The following is a 15,550-nucleotide window of genomic DNA, read 5'->3' on the forward strand; positions in this document are numbered from 1 at the left end:
GCCAGCCGATTATTCCCGGCTAGGCTGAAGCCGTGGTTGAGGCGGCGGTGATGGGTGCCGGGGCGTGGGGGACGGCCCTGGCGAAAGTATTGGCAGACGCCGGTAACAGCGTCACGCTGTGGACGCGCAGGCCCGAACTGGCCGACGAGATCAACCGCACCCACCGCAACGCGGGCTATCTGGACGCCGAGTTGCCCGCATCCATCCGCGCCACCGGTGACTACGCCGAAGCGCTGCACGGAGCGTGCACGGTGCTGCTCGCGGTGCCGTCGCAGACGCTGCGGACCAACCTGGAACTGTGGAAGGGCCACCTCGGTGCCGACGCCTCGCTCGTCAGCCTGGCCAAGGGCATCGAGTTGGACACCCTGCTGCGCATGAGTCAGGTCATCGCACAGGTCACCGGCGCCGACCCGGGCCGGATCGCCGTCGTCACCGGCCCCAACCTGGCCCGCGAGATCGGCGAGGAGCAGCCGGCCGCCACCGTCGTCGCCTGCACCGACTCCGGCCGGGCCGTGACACTGCAGCGCGCACTGGCCACCGGGTACTTCCGGCCGTACACCAACTCCGACGTGACCGGTGCCGAGGTCGGGGGAGCGTGCAAGAACGTCATCGCCCTCGCCACCGGAATGGCCGCAGGCGTCGGGCTCGGCGAGAACACCGCGGCGGCCATCATCACCAGGGGACTGGCCGAGATCATGCGGCTGGGAATTGCGTTGGGCGCCAAGCCCGCGACACTGGCCGGACTCGCGGGCATCGGCGACCTGGTGGCAACCTGCACCTCGCCGCAGTCGCGCAACCGGTCCTTCGGTGAGCGTCTGGGCCGCGGCGGCACCATGCAGGCCGCACTGGATGCCACGGGGGGTCACGTCGCCGAAGGCGTCACGTCGTGTCGGTCGGTGCTCGCGCTGGCGTCCAGCTACGACGTCGAGATGCCGCTCACCGAGGCGGTGCACCGGGTGTGCCACCGGGGCCTGTCGGTCGATGACGCGGTGGCCCTGCTCCTCGGCCGGACCACCAAGCCGGAGTGACGATGGGCAGCTACGGGGATTCCACGCGAAGTGTCAAAGCCGTTGACTCCGAACCTGTTCCGGGAAGTCCGGTGGCGCCGACGCCGGTCCCGGCCGCCGCGTACCACCTTCCCCCTGACGAAGACGATTCCCTGGACGTCTACGGTCGCATGTCCAATCCGACCTGGCGGCAACTGGAGTCGGCCATCGCGCAGCTCGAAGGAGCCGCCGCCGCGCTGGTGTTCGGGTCCGGAATGGCGGCTATCACCGCCGCGCTGCGGGTGGTGACCAAACCGGGGCAGACCCTGGTGGTCCCCGCCGACGGCTACTACCAGGTGCGGACGTACGCACGAGAATTCCTCGCCCCCCGTGGCGTGACCGTCGTCGAGGCGCGGTGCGCCGACATGTGCGATGCCGCCCGCGACGCCGACGTTGTGCTCGCGGAGACACCGTCGAATCCCGGTCTCGACGTCGTCGACCTGCACCAGCTGGCGATGACGTGCCGGTCACGCCGGACGACGTTGCTCGTCGACAACACCACCGCCACTCCGCTGGGCCAACAACCGCTGTCGCTGGGCGCCGATCTCGTCGTGGCCAGCGCCACCAAAGCGCTCGCGGGACACCACGACGTCCTGGCCGGCTATGTCGCGGGCAGCCATCCCGAGATGCTCGCCCGGGTGCAACGGGAGAGGCTGCTCGCCGGACCGATTCTGGGACCGTTCGAAGCGTGGCTCATCCTGCGCAGCCTCGGCACCTTCGGGCTGCGATTCGGGCAGCAGTGCCAGAACGCGGCGGCGGTGGCGCTGATGCTGCGTTCCCACCCGGCCGTGAAGTCGGTGCGGTATCCGGGCCTGCCCGAGGACCCGTCCTATGACATCGCCTCGCGGCAGATGCGGCGCTTCGGCGGGATCGTCTCGGTCGAGCTGGCCGGTGCTGACGTGGTGCACGACCTGGTCGGCAACAGCGCGCTGCTGGTCGGGTCCACCAGTTTCGGCGGCATCCACAGCTCGGTCGACCGCAGGGCCCGGTGGGGGGACCCCGTTCCCGACGGGTTCGCACGGATCTCGCTGGGCATCGAGGACACCGACGACCTGCTCGGCGATATCGGGCAGGCTCTCGATATCGCCGGCCGGTAGCCTCTCTAGGTTGTGAGTCCCCGCATCCGCGTCGCCGTCGTCTACGGCGGGCGCAGCTCCGAACACGCGATCTCGTGTGTTTCCGCAGGCAGCATCCTGCGCAACCTCGATCCGGACCGATTCGAGGTGGTCGCCGTAGGTATTTCGCCCGAGGGTTCGTGGGTGCTCACCGACGGGCGGCCGGAGACGCTGGCCATCACCGACGGCACCCTGCCCGCGGTCAGCGGATCGGCGGGCACCGAGCTGGCGCTGGCCGCCGACCCGGCGCGACGGGGCCAGCTGGTGTCGCTGGGCGACGCCGCGGGCGAGGTGCTGGCCGCGGTCGACGTGGTGTTCCCGGTGCTGCACGGCCCCTATGGCGAGGACGGCACCATCCAGGGCCTCCTCGAGCTCGCCGGTGTTCCCTACGTGGGCGCAGGCGTGCTGGCCAGCGCCGCGGGCATGGACAAGGAGTTCACCAAGAAGCTGCTGGTCGCAGCGGGTCTGCCGATCGGTGACCATGCGGTGCTCCGTCCTCGGGACAGCACCCTGTCACTGGACGACCGGGAACGTCTCGGCCTTCCGGTGTTCGTCAAACCCGCTCGCGGCGGCTCGTCGATCGGCGTCAGCCGCGTCACCAGCTGGGATCAGCTGCAGGCTGCCATCGATCTGGCCCGGCGCCACGACCCCAAGGTCATCGTCGAGGCGGGGATACCGGGACGCGAACTGGAGTGCGGCGTGCTGGAATTCCCCGACGGCCATCTCGAGGCGAGCACCGTCGGTGAGATCCGCGTCGCCGGAGTGCGTGGTCGCGAAGACGGCTTCTACGATTTCGAGACGAAGTATCTCGAGGACGCCGCGGAACTCGATGTTCCCGCCAAGGTCGACGACGACGTCGCGGCGGCCGTCCGGGGTCTGGCGATCCGCGCCTTCGACGCCATCGACTGCCAGGGGTTGGCTCGGGTCGACTTCTTCCTCACCGAGGACGGGCCGGTGATCAACGAGATCAACACCATGCCCGGGTTCACGACCATCTCGATGTACCCCCGGATGTGGGCCGCGACCGGTATCGATTACCCGACCCTGCTGGCGACGATGGTCGAGACCGCCGTCGCCCGCGGCACCGGCCTGCGCTAGCCGACCGGCCCCGGGTCGACAGGCCGCGACGGCAGAGCCGCCGCGATCGCCGACGAGATCCCCTGAATGGGTGCGGGCCCGGTTCCCGGCGGCAGGGTCAGTGCGACGTAGACCGGTCGGTCGACGGCGAACCACGTGCTGCGGTCCCCACCCGCCTCGTCCTGGATCTGGAACCACTGGACCGCATCGACCACCTGCACCGGCGCCCCGACCACGAACTCCGACGGACGGTCCAGTCCGCAGCGCAGGATGAGGGCTTCGCCGCCGGGCTCCTCGGGCTGCCATGCGGCCGCGCCCGCCGGGGCAGGGTTGCGCACCGCGGCGCGCCGGTAGTCCCCGAGCTGGTCGGGAAGCGCATCGATCAGTGCCCGGCAATCGGCGCTGTCGGCGGCCGGCGCAGGCACCTCGGTGATCGCGACGGGCTCCATCGTGGGTGAGCGTTGCAGCATCGCAGCCACGACCAGCACGACGATGACAGCACCGACCGCGATGACGAGCGCAGCGATCAGCGCCACCCGCGGAGGACCGTCGTCGGTCTGACTGTTCACAGGCAGAACTCTAGGGCGCGACTCCACCGGCGATAGGACAGGTGAGGGTGCGGGTGATCCCGGTCACCTGCTGCACGCTGGGCACCACAGTCGACTGAAGCTCGGTGAGCGACTCGGCGCCCACGCGCACGACGACGTCGTACGGGCCCGTCACGTACTCCGACGACAGCACGCCGGACAGGCCCGCGAGTTGCTTGGCGATCACTTCGGCGCGACCGACCTCGGTCTGGATGAGAACGAAAGCCTCGACCACGCCGAAATCCCTCCATCTGGCTGCATAGACTCCACGCCGCAGGGACCAAACGTACCGCAGACCCGAGGAGCTGACATGGCGGGCGATCACGCCGACAGCACGCTGTCTGGCGTAGGCGAATTCGCTGTCATCGACCGGTTGGTGGCCGGTCGCCGCCAGCCGCCGGTCGTCACTCTCGGTCCCGGCGACGACGCGGCCGTCGTCACGGCCGTCGACGGCAGAACGGTGGTGTGCACCGACATGCTCGTCGAGGGCCGGCACTTCCGGCTGGACTGGTCCTCGCCCCACGACGTCGGACGAAAGGCCATCGCGCAGAACGCGGCAGACATCGAGGCGATGGGCGGCCGCTCCACCGCCTTCGTCGTCGCGTTCGGTGCGCCGGGCGACACCGAGGCCGACCGTGCCGTCGAACTCGCCGACGGGATGTGGCACGAGGCCGGTCTGATGGGCGCGGGCATCGTGGGCGGTGACATGGTGGCGGCACCGCAGTGGGTGATCTCGGTCGCCGCGCTCGGCGACCTCGGTGGGCGCGCGCCGGTGCTCCGCAGCGGAGCCGGCGCCGGTGACGTGGTGGCCGTCGCGGGCGAACTCGGGCGTTCCGCAGCGGGACTGCTCCTGTGGCAGAACGGAATCGGCGGACACGACGCGCTGCGCCGCAGGCATCTCGTCCCCGATCCGCCGTACGGTCAAGGTGAGGCTGCCGCTCGCGCGGGCGCCACCGCGATGACGGACGTCTCCGACGGGCTGCTGGCCGATCTCGGCCACATCGCCTCTGCCTCGGGTGTGCACATCGACCTCTCCGTCGACGGTCTGTCCGCCGACATCGACGCGGTCGCCGGCGCCGCGGCAGACGTCGGCGCCGATCCGGCGCAGTGGGTGCTCGGTGGTGGGGAAGACCATGCACTCGTGGCGACATTCCCCGGCGAGCCGCCCTCGGGCTGGCGTGTGATCGGGCTCGTCAGCGCAGGTGACGGGCCCTACCGGGTCACCGTCGGCGGTGCGGTGTGGCGCGGCACGGCGGGTTGGCAGTCGTTCTGAGCGCCGGCGACCCGCTATGTTGGCCTCTCGTGACTGCACGCGCTCTCAACGAATTGGTCGACGACGGCTGGGCTTCGGCGCTCGCGCCGGTCGAATCACAGGTGACGCAGATGGGCGAGTTTCTGCGCGCGGAACTGGCCGCCGGCCACCGCTATCTGCCCGCCGGCCCGAACGTGTTGCGCGCGTTCACGTTCCCGCTGGAGAAGGTGCGGGTGCTCATCGTCGGCCAGGATCCCTACCCGACGCCGGGTCACGCGGTGGGTCTGAGTTTCTCGGTGGCGCCCGACGTGCGCCCGCTGCCGCGCAGTCTCGACAACATCTTCAAGGAGTACCGGGAAGACCTGGGCCACCCGGCACCGTCGACCGGCGACCTGACGCCGTGGTGCGAGCAGGGCGTGATGCTGCTGAACAGAGTGCTCACCGTGCGTCCGGGTACACCTGCCTCACACCGAGGCAAGGGGTGGGAAGCCGTCACCGAATGCGCGATCCGCGCCCTGGTGGCCCGGCAGCAGCCGATGGTGGCGGTGCTGTGGGGCAGGGATGCGTCGACGCTCAAACCGATGCTGGGGGATACCGCGGTCATCGAATCCGCGCATCCGTCGCCGTTGTCGGCGTCACGCGGTTTCTTCGGCTCGCGGCCGTTCAGCCGCGCGAACGAGCTGCTGACGCAGATGGGTGCAGACCCGGTGGACTGGCGCCTGCCCTAGAGCGTGCCTCTAGCCGCGGCTGACCTTGCCGGCCTTCAGGCACGACGTGCAGACGTTCACGCGCTGCTTGTTGCCGCCCGGGCTGGACACTGCGCGCACGCTCTGGATGTTCGGGTTCCACCGGCGGCTGGTCCGGCGATGGGAGTGCGACACCGACTTGCCGAAGCCGGGGCCCTTCCCGCAGATCTCGCACACGGCAGCCATAGTTGAAACTCCTCGAATCAGTACGTGGGGGTCTGGGTCTTCGGCCACCGTGACGGCAGCTCGACCCGACAACCCGATCAGAATACCGGCCGGTGCGAGGATCACCAAAAATGCGCCGTCGCCGCTGTCCACAGGCCGGGTGCAGCGGCCTTCGGCGATGTCCGTGTGACTGACTAGGCTGACGCCGACGGCGGCAGCAGTGCAGGTGGGCACGGCCGCGCCGCGTGCAGGTGGAGGTGGAATGTCGGTTCGGCGGCTCGATGCGTCGACCCTGCGGCGCTGGGCGCACGCCGCGGTCGCTGAGCTGATCAACCACACCGACGAGATCAACCAACTCAACGTCTTCCCCGTCGCCGACGCCGACACCGGCACCAACATGCTGTTCACGATGCGCGCGGCGTGGGCGCAGGCCGACGCCTGCGAAGCCGTCGACGACGTCACCGCCGTCGCCGCGGCGCTGGCGGACGGAGCGCTGCGCGGCGCCAGGGGCAACTCGGGGGTGATCCTGTCCCAGATCCTGCGCGCCATCGCCGAGGTCACCGCCGCCGCAGCCGACGACCGCGACGGAGTACTGGCCGACATCAGCGGGGCGCTGTTGGGTACCGCGCTGCGGCATGCGGTGACGCTCGTCGTCACGTCCATGGGTGAAGCCGTGCCTGGCACCATCGTGTCCGTTCTCCACGACGCGGCCGCCGCCGCCGAGGAGGCGGCTGATGAACGGGCTGAACTGTCCGAGGTGGTCACCGCGAGCGCACAGGCCGCGGCGGCAGCTCTGGACCGCACCACCGCCCAGCTCGACGTGCTGGCCGACGCCGGCGTCGTCGACGCAGGTGGCCGGGGACTCCTCGTGCTGCTGGACGCGCTCGGTGCGACGCTGACCGGGCACTCCCCGGCCCGCGCGGTGTACCGGCGGCCCGCCGAGGAGCCCGCGCCGCGGCCCGCCGCGCGGCAGTCACCGAGCTTCGAGGTGATGTACCTGCTCAGCGAGTGCGACGTCGACAGCGTCGAAACACTGCGGGTCCGCCTGGAAGAGCTGGGCGACTCGGTCGCGATCGCCGCCTCGGGCTTCGGGGACACCGGTCAGGCCGGGGCAGGCCACTACTCGGTTCACGTCCATGCCGACGACGCGGGGGCCGCGGTCGAGGCCGGCCTGGCGGTCGGCGTTCCGAGCCGCATTCAGATCACCTCCCTGCGCGGCGGCGCCGATCGGCTTCCCGCAGGCAGCTGGAGCAGAGAACGGGCCGTGCTCGCCGTGGTCGACGGCGACGGCGCCGAAGGTCTGTTCGCCGGCGAGGGCGCCTCGGTCCTGCGCGTCGAGCCCGACGTGCCGATCAGCGCCCAGCATCTGCTGCACGCACTGGTCAAGACCGGAGCCGCGCAGGTGATGGTGCTGCCCAACGGCTATGTCGCGGCCGAGGAGATCGTCGCCGGCTGCGCGGTCGCCTCTGACTGGGGGATCGACTTGGTGCCGGTACCCACCGCGTCGATGGTGCAGGGCCTGGCCGCGCTCGCCGTGCACGACGCTGACCGTCGGCTGGTCGACGACGGCTACACCATGGCCAGGGCCGCGGCGGGCGCTCGGCACGGTGCGGTGCGGGTGGCCGCCGAGGAGGCGTTGACGTGGGCGGGCACCTGCAAGCCCGGCGACGGCCTCGGCATCGCCGGCGACGAGGTGGTGATCGTCGGTGACGGCGTCGTCGCGGCAGGCGCGGGGTTGATCGACCTGCTGCTGGCTGCCGGCGGTGAACTGGTCACGGTCCTCACCGGCGACGAGGCTCCGGAAGTCGGACAGGCGCTCGTCGACCACGTCCACCGCCACCACATCGGCGCCGAAGTTGTCACATTCCACACCGGGCACCGCGGGGACGCGGTGCTCATCGGGGTGGAGTGACCGTGGCGACACTCGGTGACCGGCTGGACTTCGTGCTCGGGAAGAAGGCCGCCGCAGACCTCGAGGAGTATCTCGGCATTCGCACGGTCAACGACCTCGTGCGCTACTTCCCCCGCAAGTACAGCGATGCGATGACCGTGCGCGGCGAAGGGGAGGAGCTCGACCTCGAGGAGGGCGAACACGTCACGTTCGTCGATGTCATCGAGAAGGCCGACCTGAGATACACCAATCGCCAGCCGCGGCGTGAGTTCCTCGTTGTCACGCTGCGGGATCGGCGGCCGAAGGTGACGGCGACGTTCTTCAATGCCAAGTTCCTGAAGAGGAGCCTGGTCGAAGGCGCCAAGGTGATGCTGTCGGGCGAGGTCGGCTACTTCCGGGGCGTGATGCAGCTGACGCACCCGGCGTTCATGGTGCTCGGTGCCGCGGGCGGTAAGAACGTCGGCACCAAGTCGCTGACGGCCATCGCCGCGACATCCACCGCCACCGGCGACGATCTGCTCGCCGAGTTCGAGAAGGACTACTTCCCGATCTACCCGGCCGCCGCGAAGATCCAGACCTGGGAGATCTACGCGTGCATCCGCCAGATGTTGGCCGTGCTGGATCCCATCGCGGAGACCCTGCCGGATTGGTTTGTGCGTGAACACAATCTGATGTCCGAGGACCAGGCGCTGCGTGCGGTTCACGTCAGCGACAACAAGGAAGATCGCGCTCGGGCCATCGAGCGCCTGACGTTCGACGAAGCGGCCGGGGTGCAGTGGGGTCTGGTGGTGCGCCGGCACGGCGAGCTCAGCGAATCCGGCCCCCCGGCGCTGCCCCGGGACGACGGTCTGGCTGCCGAGATGGCGCAGCAGCTGCCGTTCGACCTGACCGCGGGGCAGAAGGAGGTGCTCGAGGTCATCTCGACCGAGCTCACCGCGACGCGGCCGATGAACCGGATGTTGCAGGGTGAGGTGGGCTCCGGCAAGACCGTGGTCTCGCTGCTGGCCATGTTGCAGATGGTGGATGCGGGCTATCAGTGCGCACTGCTGGCTCCCACGGAAGTTCTTGCTGCACAACATGATCTGTCGATAAGGGCGATGCTCGGGCCCTTGGCGAGCGCAGGGGAACTCGGCGGGGCCGACCACGGAACGCGAGTCGCGCTGCTGACGGGCTCGATGACGGCACAGCAGAAACGTGATGTGCGACGGGAGGTCGCCTCCGGCGCGGCGGGCATCGTGATCGGCACGCATGCGCTGCTGCAGGACACCGTGGAGTTCGACCGACTGGGCATGGTGGTGGTCGACGAACAGCACCGGTTCGGAGTCGAGCAGCGAGACCGGTTGCGGGCCAAGGCTCCTGACGGTGTCACCCCGCACCTGCTGGTCATGACGGCGACGCCCATCCCCAGGACGGTGGCGTTGACGACGTACGGAGACCTGGAGACCTCCACGTTGCGCGAGCTGCCCCGCGGTCGTCAGCCGATCACCACCAACACGATCTTCCAGACCCAGCAACCGAGATGGCTCGAGCGGGCGTGGGAGCGCATTGTCGAGGAGGTGCGCGCGGGTCGTCAGGCGTACGTGGTCGCGTCCCGGATCGACGAGGACGACAAACCTGCCGTGAAGAAAGCCAAGAAGGACACGCACGATCCAGGCCCGCCGCCGGTGACCGTCGTCGAACTCTTCGCGCGGCTGCAACGCGGACCGCTTGCCGGACTACGGCTCGGCCTCATGCACGGACGGCTCTCCGGCGACGAAAAAGACGCAGTGATGCGGTCATTCCGGGCAGGCGAGATCGACGTGCTCATCTGCACCACGGTGATCGAGGTGGGTGTCGACGTCCCCAACGCCACCGCGATGGTGGTGATGGATGCCGACCGCTTCGGCATCAGCCAGCTTCATCAACTCCGCGGGCGGATCGGCCGCGGCGAGCATCCCAGCCTGTGCCTGTTGGTGACCAAGCTGCCCGAGTCCTCGAAAGCCGGAGCGCGGCTTCGCGCGGTCGCGGCCACCCAGGACGGCTTCGCCCTTGCCGATCTGGACCTCCGGGAACGCAGCGAAGGCGATGTCCTGGGGCTGCATCAATCCGGCCGGCCGATCACGTTGCGGTTCCTGTCTCTTGCCGAGCACTACGACATCATCGTGGCGGCCAAAGAGTTGTGCGAAGCCGTCTATGACGCCGACCCGCTCGATCCTGGAATGGCCGAACTCTCGGCACCGTTCACCGACACCGACCGGGTCCAGTACCTGGACATGTCGTGACGCGCACGCACACTCTGTGGCTGGCCGTCGCGGCGATGCTCGCCGTGATCGTCGCCTACCAGGTGACCTCGACGTCGCACGGACAGTCAGAGGTCGTGGCCGACGCCGACGTCCCGACCGTCGTTCCCGGCGTCGACGTGCTCGCAGGTATTGCCGAGATCCCCGGCCGCGTTCGTGGAAACGATTATCGCAGAGACGCATTCGGTGAGTCGTGGACAGACGACACCACTGCGCCGGGCGGTCACAACGGGTGCGACACGCGAAACGACATTCTCGATCGGGACCTGGTGGACAAGACCTACGTGGCGATCTCCCGGTGCCCGACGGCGGTGGCGACGGGCACGCTGCGCGATCCGTACACCAACGCAACCGTCGCGTTCCTGCGGGGAAATCAGACGGGCGCTTCGGTCCAGATCGATCACCTCGTGCCGCTGGCGCTGGCGTGGGATCTGGGTGCGCGCAACTGGACCGACGAGGTGCGGGAACGTTTCGCCAACGACCCGGCGAACCTGCTGGCGGTGGACGGACCGACGAACCAGGACAAGGGCGACAAAGAGCCGTCGTTGTGGATGCCTCCGAACGCTGCGTTCCACTGCCAATACGCGATGCAGTACATCGAAGTCCTGCGTGGCTACCAGCTGCCGGTCGATGCGCCGTCGGCGCCGGTGTTGCGGGAGGCGGCTGCTACCTGCCCGACGGGTTGATCCTGGTTTCGTAACGATGCGGATAAAATCGACTGATGGGTCGCCCTCGTGAATTCGATCGTGCGCAATCATTGGTCCGCGCAATGCATCTGTTCTGGGAGCAGGGATACGAGCGGACGACGCTGCGCGACCTCACCGACGTGATGGGTATTTCGGCACCGAGTCTGTACAACGCCTTCGGCGACAAGAAGGCCTTGTTCGACGAGGCCGTTGCCGAGTACGCGCGATCGTCTCCGGTCATCGTTGCTGACACCGACGAGCCGATCTCGCGGGATGTTCTGGCCCGGATTCTCGATTCGGCCGTCCGCGAATACACCAGCGCCGAGCACCCCAACGGGTGTTTTGTGATCTCGGATCCCGTGCTGGCCGAGCAACGTGAACTCGGCCGTGCCGCGATCCGGGCGCGACTGCGGCGCGCGTACGACGCGGGCGAACTGGCTGATGAATTCGACATCGAACCGATGGTGACCTTCATCGACATCGTGCTGCGCGGGCTGTCCTCGCTGGCACGCGACGGAGCAGATCCGGCCGCCCTGAGGGCGGCGGCAACAGTGGCGTTGCGGGCGTGGCCCGGCGGCGGCTAGCGGTACCGATGCCCCTCGCCACGCGGTGTGACGCGCGTGAGCACAGTTTTATCAACTGTGTTACAAAATGAGGACCGCCGGTTCCCGGGCCTGTCATCACTGACACCTCTACTGCGAAAGCGAGGACTCCCATGTCGGATCCCATCGAAAATCTGATGCGGGCCAACCTGCTCGACGTGTTCAACGAACGAGATGACACCAAGCGGCAGGCGGCCATCGAGCGCACCTACGCCACCGATGTGGCCTGGACCGACGACGAGGGCACCGTCGTCGGACGGGACAGCTTGGAAGCCAAATGCGTTGGCCTGCAGAGTAATCTGGGCGGACTGGAGTTCGCCGCCGACGGCCCGGTGCGCACGGTGCCCGGTTTCGCCCACCTGGCCTGGAAGCTGCTCGACCCTGGCAGTGGTCAGGCGGTCATGACGGGGTTCGATGCCGCCGTGATCGAGGACGGGCTCATCAGTCGACTCTGGACGGTGCTCATCCCGCCGACGAAGTGAATACCCCGGAGTCGGTGGCGACCCCGCGGCCGCACCGTCGGCGTTCGTATGGCCGACCCTGCGCTGCGCTCAGGAACCGCCGGTGTACGTCTCGGGATCCGGGCGGAAGCGGGTGCCGTTGTCGAGGCCGTTCAGCGATTCCATCTGCTCGTCGGTGAGTTCGAAACCGAACACGTCGATGTTCGAGACGATGCGCTCCGGAGACGACGAGCGCGGAATGACGACGTTGCCCAGTTGCAGGCTCCACTTGATGAGGACCTGCGCGGGAGTCTTGCCGTGCTCCTGCGCGACGGCGGTGACCGCCGGATTGTCGAGAAGGGCGCCGACGCCGAGCGGACCGTAGGCCTCGGTGACGATGCCGTGCTGGGCATTCACCGCGCGCAACGCGGCCTGATTGAGCAGCGGGTGCAATTCGATCTGATTCACGGCCGGCGTGAAGAACGCCAGCGCCATCAGGTCATCGAGGTGGTGCTCGTGGGAGTTGCAGACGCCGATCGAGCGGGTGTTGCCGTCTTCCCTGGCCTTCATCAACCCGCCGAAGCTGTCGACGTACTTGCCGACGTCGGCCCCCGGCCAGTGGATGAGGTAGAGGTCCACGTAGTCGAGGCCGAGCCGCTCCAGGCTTGCCTTCAGCGCGTTCTGCGACGCCTGAAAACCGAGGTCCTCGACCGCCAGCTTCGTCGTGACGAACAGCTCATCGCGGGGCACGCCGGACTTGGCGATCGCCTGTCCCACGGCGGCCTCGTTGCCGTAGGCGGCGGCCGTGTCGATCAGCCGGTAGCCGGCGTCCAGCGCGGCCAGGACCGACTGCTCGGTCTCGGCGTCCGACAACTCACCCACACCGAGGCCGATCACCGGCATGGTGTTGTCGTCGTTGAGTGTGACGGTGGGGATGGCTGCCGCCGACGTCATGTCACCTTCTTTTCTGAAGTGGAAATGCTCGCGATGACTATATTGCCGCCACCTATACCGGCCTAATCACCATCGGCGGTGACGCCACGCCGTACGCTGGCGCCGATTGTCTGCCCGCAGGGCAACCGGAGCGACAGGAGCATCGCGTGACCGAGACCGTTGCGCCGGTGCAGCGCCCGCCGCGCTCCGCCGACGTGTTGATCAACCGGGTCGCCGGCGTGACTTTGCGGGGCCTGCCGCACATACCGGACCGGATCAAACGGCTCCTGCTCGGCGGTCGATCGATCACGATCGACGGCAACACCCTGGATCCGACTTTGCAACTGATGCTCGCCGGACAGCAGCTGATGGGGCTCGACGGTCTGGTCGCCGACGACGAATACGCCGCCGCGCGCACCCAGCTGGAGCTGCTCTCCGGCAGTTTCAAGAAGCACATCCCGGTAGCGGCGGTGAGCGACATCACCGTCTCCGGGGCCGTCGGCCCGCGCACGGCCCGCCACTACCGCACCGACGACGCGCACGCGCCGCTGCTGGTGTTCTTCCACGGCGGCGGGCAGGTGATCGGCAGCATCGACACCCACGACGACGTGTGCCGGGAGATCTGCCGGTCGGGCCGGGTGCACGTGCTGTCGGTGGACTACCGGCTGGCGCCCGAGCACAAGGCACCGGCGGGAGCCGACGACGCCTATGCCGCGTACCTGTGGGCGTGCGAGCACGCCGCCGATCTGGGTGCCGATCCGCAGCGCATCGCGGTCGGCGGGGACAGCGCCGGCGGGAACCTCGCGGCGCTGGTGGCCATCCGGGCGCGCGACGACGCAACGCCGCAGCCCGCGCTGCAGCTGCTGCTGTATCCGGTGACCGACTACCACGGCCAGACCCGGTCCCAGAACCTCTTCGCCCGCGGGTTCTTCCTGACCAAGCGCGACATGGACTGGTTCAGCGAGCGATTCCTCGGCGGTGCGCAGGTCGATGCCGCCGATCCGCGGGTGTCCCCGCTGCGGGCCGACGATCTGTCCGGCCTGGCACCGGCGCTGGTGGTCACCGCAGGTTTCGATCCGCTCCGCGACGAGGGCAGGCACTACGCGGAGGCCCTGCGCGGCGGGGGCACCCCGGTCGACTATCGGGAGTACGGATCCCTCGTGCACGGGTTCGTCAATTTCTTCCCGCTCGGCGGTGCCAGCGAGGCCGCCACCGCCGATGTCATCTCGGCGATGCGCGCCCATCTGACCCGCACCGGCTAACGACGGCCGGCGGCGCCGGTACGCTGTGACCCGTGGCCACCAAACCCAAGAAGAACGCGCGATACGACCTCAAGGCAGCGGACCGTAAGCGCAACCTGTTCGTCCAGATCGGTCTGACCGCTGTCGTCGTCGTCTTCGCTGTCAGTTTGGTGCTCTACATAGTGCTGTCTGCCGACGACAAGCCGACCGCCGGTGAATCGCGGGCCATCCGCGTCGAGGCAGCCAGTGTCATCAAGAAGGAAGGCACCGACGAGCCGAAGGCCGTCCTGAGCATGTACGAGGACTTCCTCTGCCCGCACTGTGGCGCCTTCGAGCAGCAGTTCGGGCCCACGATCAGCAAGCTCGTCGACGCAGGCGCGATCGCCGCGGACTACTACATGGTCGGGATCCTGGACCGGCCGCAGAATCAGAACTACCCGGCGCGCGCCGGTGGCGCCGCATACTGCGTCGCCGACGAATCGACCGACGCGTTCCGCCGGTTCCACGCCGCGCTGTATGCGCAGCAACCCAGCGAGACCGGTGCGGCCTATCCCGACAACGCCCGGCTGATCGAGGTGGCTCGCCAGTCGGGCGCCGCGGGCGCAGTCCCGGAGTGCATCAACAACAACACCTACGTCGACATGGTCAGTGGCCTGGCGTCGGCGACCGGCATCCAGTCCACGCCGACGGTGCGCATCAACGGCGAGGAGTACCAATACAGCACTCCCGACGCCCTGGTCGCCAAGATCAAGGAGATCGTCGGTGACGTGCCCGGTCTGGAGGCCGCACCGCCCGCTCCCGCACCCCAGCCCGTACCGGCGTCATGACCGTCACCGCGACCAGCCCGGCCGAGCACTCCGATCCCTCGGCTGACTCGCACGCGCCGGTCGTGGTGCCGCGCAGCAGCGCGCTGTGGGTGCTGGTCGCCGGGGTGGTCGGCCTCGCCGCTGCACTGACCCTCACGATCGAGAAGATCGAGATCCTGATCAACCCGGATTACGTGCCGTCGTGCAGCATCAATCCGGTTCTCTCCTGTGGTTCGGTGATGATCACTCCGCAGGCGTCCCTGTTCGGATTTCCCAACCCGCTGATCGGCATCGTGTCGTTTTCGGTGGTGCTCGTCACCGGTGTGCTGGCGCTGGCCAAGGTGAACCTGCCGCGGTGGTACTGGGGCGGCCTGGCCGCCGGCACGCTGCTGGGCGCGGTGTTCGTGCACTGGCTGATCTTCCAGAGTCTGTACCGCATCGGCGCGCTGTGCCCGTACTGCATGGTGGTGTGGGCCGTCACGATTCCGCTGCTGGTGGTCTCCACCTCCGTTGCGCTGCAACCTCAGCGCAGCGGCAGCGCGGTCGTCAGGGCGATCCACACCTGGCGGTGGTCGCTGGTCACGTTGTGGTTCACCGCGGTTCTCCTGCTGATCCTCGAGCGTTTCTGGAATTACTGGTCGACACTCATCTGACCGTCTCGGAACCGTCGGTACCGGCTGAGGT

The 15,550-nt window shown here is 68.5% G+C and carries 17 protein-coding genes; 13 read left to right on the top strand and 4 right to left on the bottom strand.

The genetic code is table 11. From position 1 onward, the window contains the following. The first annotated feature begins 32 nt into the window (after positions 1-32). From EL337_RS09915 to EL337_RS09925, 3 genes are read left to right on the top strand one after another with little or no spacing between them, the layout of a single operon-like run. Complete coding sequence (locus EL337_RS09915) at positions 33-1,028, top strand: NAD(P)H-dependent glycerol-3-phosphate dehydrogenase (RefSeq protein ID WP_232786702.1); 996 nt, start codon at positions 33-35, stop codon at positions 1,026-1,028. Between the two features lie 2 nt (positions 1,029-1,030). Further along, positions 1,031-2,143 carry a cystathionine gamma-lyase gene (locus EL337_RS09920; protein WP_048630605.1) on the top strand — a complete coding sequence of 371 codons (1,113 nt, stop codon included), beginning with the start codon at positions 1,031-1,033 and terminating at the stop codon, positions 2,141-2,143. A gap of 12 nt (positions 2,144-2,155) precedes the next feature. Beyond that, entirely contained in the window at positions 2,156-3,259 is a 1,104-nt protein-coding gene (locus EL337_RS09925) for a D-alanine--D-alanine ligase family protein (protein WP_048630604.1), read from the top strand. On the opposite strand, the gene EL337_RS09930 is transcribed toward EL337_RS09925, so the two are convergent. Next, the gene (locus EL337_RS09930; RefSeq protein WP_048630603.1) at positions 3,256-3,807 is read right to left on the bottom strand and encodes a DUF3515 domain-containing protein; all 552 of its coding nucleotides are present in this window, start codon (positions 3,805-3,807) and stop codon (positions 3,256-3,258) included. The two genes, EL337_RS09925 and EL337_RS09930, sit on opposite strands and share 4 nt — an antisense overlap. 10 nt (positions 3,808-3,817) lie before the next feature. Continuing rightward, a complete protein-coding gene (locus EL337_RS09935; protein ID WP_048630602.1) occupies positions 3,818-4,060 on the bottom strand; it encodes an Lrp/AsnC ligand binding domain-containing protein in 243 nt (80 codons plus the stop codon). 75 nt (positions 4,061-4,135) lie between these two features. Here EL337_RS09935 and EL337_RS09940 point away from each other — a divergent pair, with 75 nt between their 5' ends. Both EL337_RS09940 and EL337_RS09945 read left to right on the top strand, forming a co-directional pair. Next, the gene (locus EL337_RS09940) at positions 4,136-5,098 is read left to right on the top strand and encodes a thiamine-phosphate kinase (RefSeq protein WP_048630601.1); all 963 of its coding nucleotides are present in this window, start codon (positions 4,136-4,138) and stop codon (positions 5,096-5,098) included. Between the two features lie 29 nt (positions 5,099-5,127). Next, complete coding sequence (locus tag EL337_RS09945) at positions 5,128-5,805, top strand: uracil-DNA glycosylase (RefSeq protein WP_048630600.1); 678 nt, start codon at positions 5,128-5,130, stop codon at positions 5,803-5,805. A gap of 9 nt (positions 5,806-5,814) precedes the next feature. Here the strand turns inward: EL337_RS09945 and rpmB are convergent, their stop codons facing one another. After that, the gene (gene rpmB, locus EL337_RS09950) at positions 5,815-6,009 is read right to left on the bottom strand and encodes a 50S ribosomal protein L28 (RefSeq protein WP_048630599.1); all 195 of its coding nucleotides are present in this window, start codon (positions 6,007-6,009) and stop codon (positions 5,815-5,817) included. 241 nt (positions 6,010-6,250) lie between these two features. Between rpmB and EL337_RS09955 the strand changes: the two genes are divergently transcribed. The 5 genes from EL337_RS09955 to EL337_RS09975 all read left to right on the top strand — a co-directional run bounded on the left by EL337_RS09955 (position 6,251) and on the right by EL337_RS09975 (position 11,928). Then, complete coding sequence (locus EL337_RS09955; RefSeq protein ID WP_048630927.1) at positions 6,251-7,900, top strand: fatty acid kinase ATP-binding subunit FakA; 1,650 nt, start codon at positions 6,251-6,253, stop codon at positions 7,898-7,900. Positions 7,901-7,902: 2 nt separating this feature from the next. Next, positions 7,903-10,140 carry an ATP-dependent DNA helicase RecG gene (gene recG, locus EL337_RS09960; RefSeq protein WP_048630598.1) on the top strand — a complete coding sequence of 746 codons (2,238 nt, stop codon included), beginning with the start codon at positions 7,903-7,905 and terminating at the stop codon, positions 10,138-10,140. Next, positions 10,137-10,844 carry an HNH endonuclease family protein gene (locus EL337_RS09965; protein WP_048630597.1) on the top strand — a complete coding sequence of 236 codons (708 nt, stop codon included), beginning with the start codon at positions 10,137-10,139 and terminating at the stop codon, positions 10,842-10,844. The genes recG and EL337_RS09965 overlap by 4 nt, the downstream gene beginning before the upstream one ends. Positions 10,845-10,879: 35 nt before the next feature. Beyond that, entirely contained in the window at positions 10,880-11,428 is a 549-nt protein-coding gene (locus EL337_RS09970; RefSeq protein ID WP_083442945.1) for a TetR/AcrR family transcriptional regulator, read from the top strand. A 131-nt stretch (positions 11,429-11,559) separates the two neighbouring features. After that, positions 11,560-11,928: a nuclear transport factor 2 family protein gene (locus EL337_RS09975; protein ID WP_048630595.1), complete on the top strand. Its 369-nt coding sequence runs from the start codon at positions 11,560-11,562 to the stop codon at positions 11,926-11,928. 69 nt (positions 11,929-11,997) lie between these two features. On the opposite strand, the gene EL337_RS09980 is transcribed toward EL337_RS09975, so the two are convergent. Next, a complete protein-coding gene (locus EL337_RS09980; RefSeq protein WP_048630594.1) occupies positions 11,998-12,840 on the bottom strand; it encodes an aldo/keto reductase in 843 nt (280 codons plus the stop codon). 146 nt (positions 12,841-12,986) lie between these two features. On the opposite strand from EL337_RS09980, the gene EL337_RS09985 reads away from it, so the two are divergent. The 3 genes from EL337_RS09985 to EL337_RS09995 are packed head-to-tail and all read left to right on the top strand — an operon-like array spanning position 12,987 to position 15,519. Beyond that, on the top strand, positions 12,987-14,081 hold the full coding sequence (locus EL337_RS09985) for an alpha/beta hydrolase (RefSeq protein WP_083442944.1): 1,095 nt from the start codon (positions 12,987-12,989) through the stop codon (positions 14,079-14,081). A 32-nt stretch (positions 14,082-14,113) separates the two neighbouring features. Further along, positions 14,114-14,887, top strand: a complete 774-nt coding sequence (locus EL337_RS09990; RefSeq protein ID WP_048630593.1) for a DsbA family protein — start codon at positions 14,114-14,116, stop codon at positions 14,885-14,887. Next, complete coding sequence (locus tag EL337_RS09995; protein WP_048630592.1) at positions 14,884-15,519, top strand: vitamin K epoxide reductase family protein; 636 nt, start codon at positions 14,884-14,886, stop codon at positions 15,517-15,519. Before EL337_RS09990 ends, EL337_RS09995 begins: the two co-directional genes overlap by 4 nt. Positions 15,520-15,550: the final 31 nt, after the last annotated feature.

This window comes from Mycolicibacterium aurum, from assembly GCF_900637195.1.
Taxonomy (GTDB): Bacteria; Actinomycetota; Actinomycetes; order Mycobacteriales; family Mycobacteriaceae; genus Mycobacterium; species Mycobacterium aurum.

Bases quoted from the DNA above. Each gene is read 5' to 3' on its own strand.
- EL337_RS09920 (WP_048630605.1), top strand. From the start codon at position 1,031: ATGGGCAGCTACGGGGATTCCACGCGAAGTGTCAAAGCCGTTGACTCC.
- EL337_RS09940 (WP_048630601.1), top strand. From the start codon at position 4,136: ATGGCGGGCGATCACGCCGACAGCACGCTGTCTGGCGTAGGCGAATTC.
- rpmB (WP_048630599.1), bottom strand. From the start codon at position 6,009: ATGGCTGCCGTGTGCGAGATCTGCGGGAAGGGCCCCGGCTTCGGCAAG.
- EL337_RS09955 (WP_048630927.1), top strand. From the start codon at position 6,251: ATGTCGGTTCGGCGGCTCGATGCGTCGACCCTGCGGCGCTGGGCGCAC.
- EL337_RS09970 (WP_083442945.1), top strand. From the start codon at position 10,880: ATGGGTCGCCCTCGTGAATTCGATCGTGCGCAATCATTGGTCCGCGCA.
- EL337_RS09975 (WP_048630595.1), top strand. From the start codon at position 11,560: ATGTCGGATCCCATCGAAAATCTGATGCGGGCCAACCTGCTCGACGTG.
- EL337_RS09980 (WP_048630594.1), bottom strand. From the start codon at position 12,840: ATGACGTCGGCGGCAGCCATCCCCACCGTCACACTCAACGACGACAAC.
- EL337_RS09995 (WP_048630592.1), top strand. From the start codon at position 14,884: ATGACCGTCACCGCGACCAGCCCGGCCGAGCACTCCGATCCCTCGGCT.